This window comes from Arhodomonas sp. KWT (assembly GCF_010993615.1).
This window is the reverse complement of sequence record NZ_WNXE01000583.1, coordinates 1-1,025: the sequence shown is the minus strand read 5'-3', so window position 1 is coordinate 1,025 and position 1,025 is coordinate 1. Positions and strand designations below refer to the sequence as shown.

At 68.4% G+C, this 1,025-nt stretch carries 1 protein-coding gene; it reads right to left on the bottom strand.

Annotation, left to right across the window (positions count from 1 at the left end; genetic code table 11):
• Positions 1–191: 191 nt before the first annotated feature.
• Positions 192–1,025 (bottom strand): 4-hydroxybenzoate octaprenyltransferase (ubiA, locus tag G7A99_RS20890; protein ID WP_163143818.1); only part of this gene is annotated, 834 nt, incomplete at its 5' end.

Below are 1,025 nucleotides of genomic sequence, written 5' to 3'. Positions count from 1 at the left end.
GCATCGCCGGAGTCCTTCCGGCCACAGCGCGGGTGTTGGGGCATGAGTGATCTCCGCCGTGTCGGACGATGGGTCGAGCATGGCGGCAATCAATATGTGGCACATTGACTTGTGTCAGAGCACTATATGTAGTTACTCGTGGCCGGCGTGGTGCGGGGGTCTCACGCGCAGCGTCTCCGCGGAGACCGTGCTCAGCGGTACATGTAGTGCAGCACGATCCCCACGAAGATCACGCCGCCGTACCAGTTGTTGTTCAGAAAGGCCTGGAAGCAGGGGCCGCGCTCGCGCTCGCGGATCAGCCACTGCTGGCGGACGAACAGCAGCGCACCGAGGGCCACCGACGCGTAGTAGATCGCCGATAGCTGTGCGGCGATGCCGATACCGACGAGCGTGACCGTCATCAGCACCTGCAGCAGGCCGATGATCATGCGGTCCTGGTTGCCGAACAGGATCGCCGTGGAGCGCACGCCGATGCGCAGGTCGTCATCCCGGTCGACCATGGCGTACTCGGTGTCGTAGACCGTGGCCCAGATCACCGCGGAGAGGAACACCAGCCACGCCAGCGGCGGCAGCGCGCCGGCCTCGGCGGCGAAGGCCATGGGCACTGCCCAGCCGAACGCCGCCCCCAGGTGGACCTGGGGCAGGTGGGTGTAGCGCTTGGCGAACGGGTAGGTCGCCGCGAGGGCCGCGCCGGCGAAGGCCAGCGCGATGGTGAGGCCGTTCATGGTCAGCACCAGCGCGAAGGCGACGGCGCAGAGCACGGCAAAGACCCCCAGGGCCTCGCGCTCGCCCACCCGGCCGGTCGCCAGCGGCCGTTCCTGCGTCCGTTTGACGTGACCGTCAAAGTCGCGGTCGGCGAAGTCGTTGATCACGCAGCCCGCCGCGCGCATCACCAGCACCCCCGCGATGAACACCGCGAGCACGAGGGGGCGCGGCGGACCCTCGGCGGCGAGCCACAGCGCCCAGAGCATCGGCCAGAGCAGCAGGAAGTTGCCGATCGGCCGGTCGAACCGGGCCATGCGTGC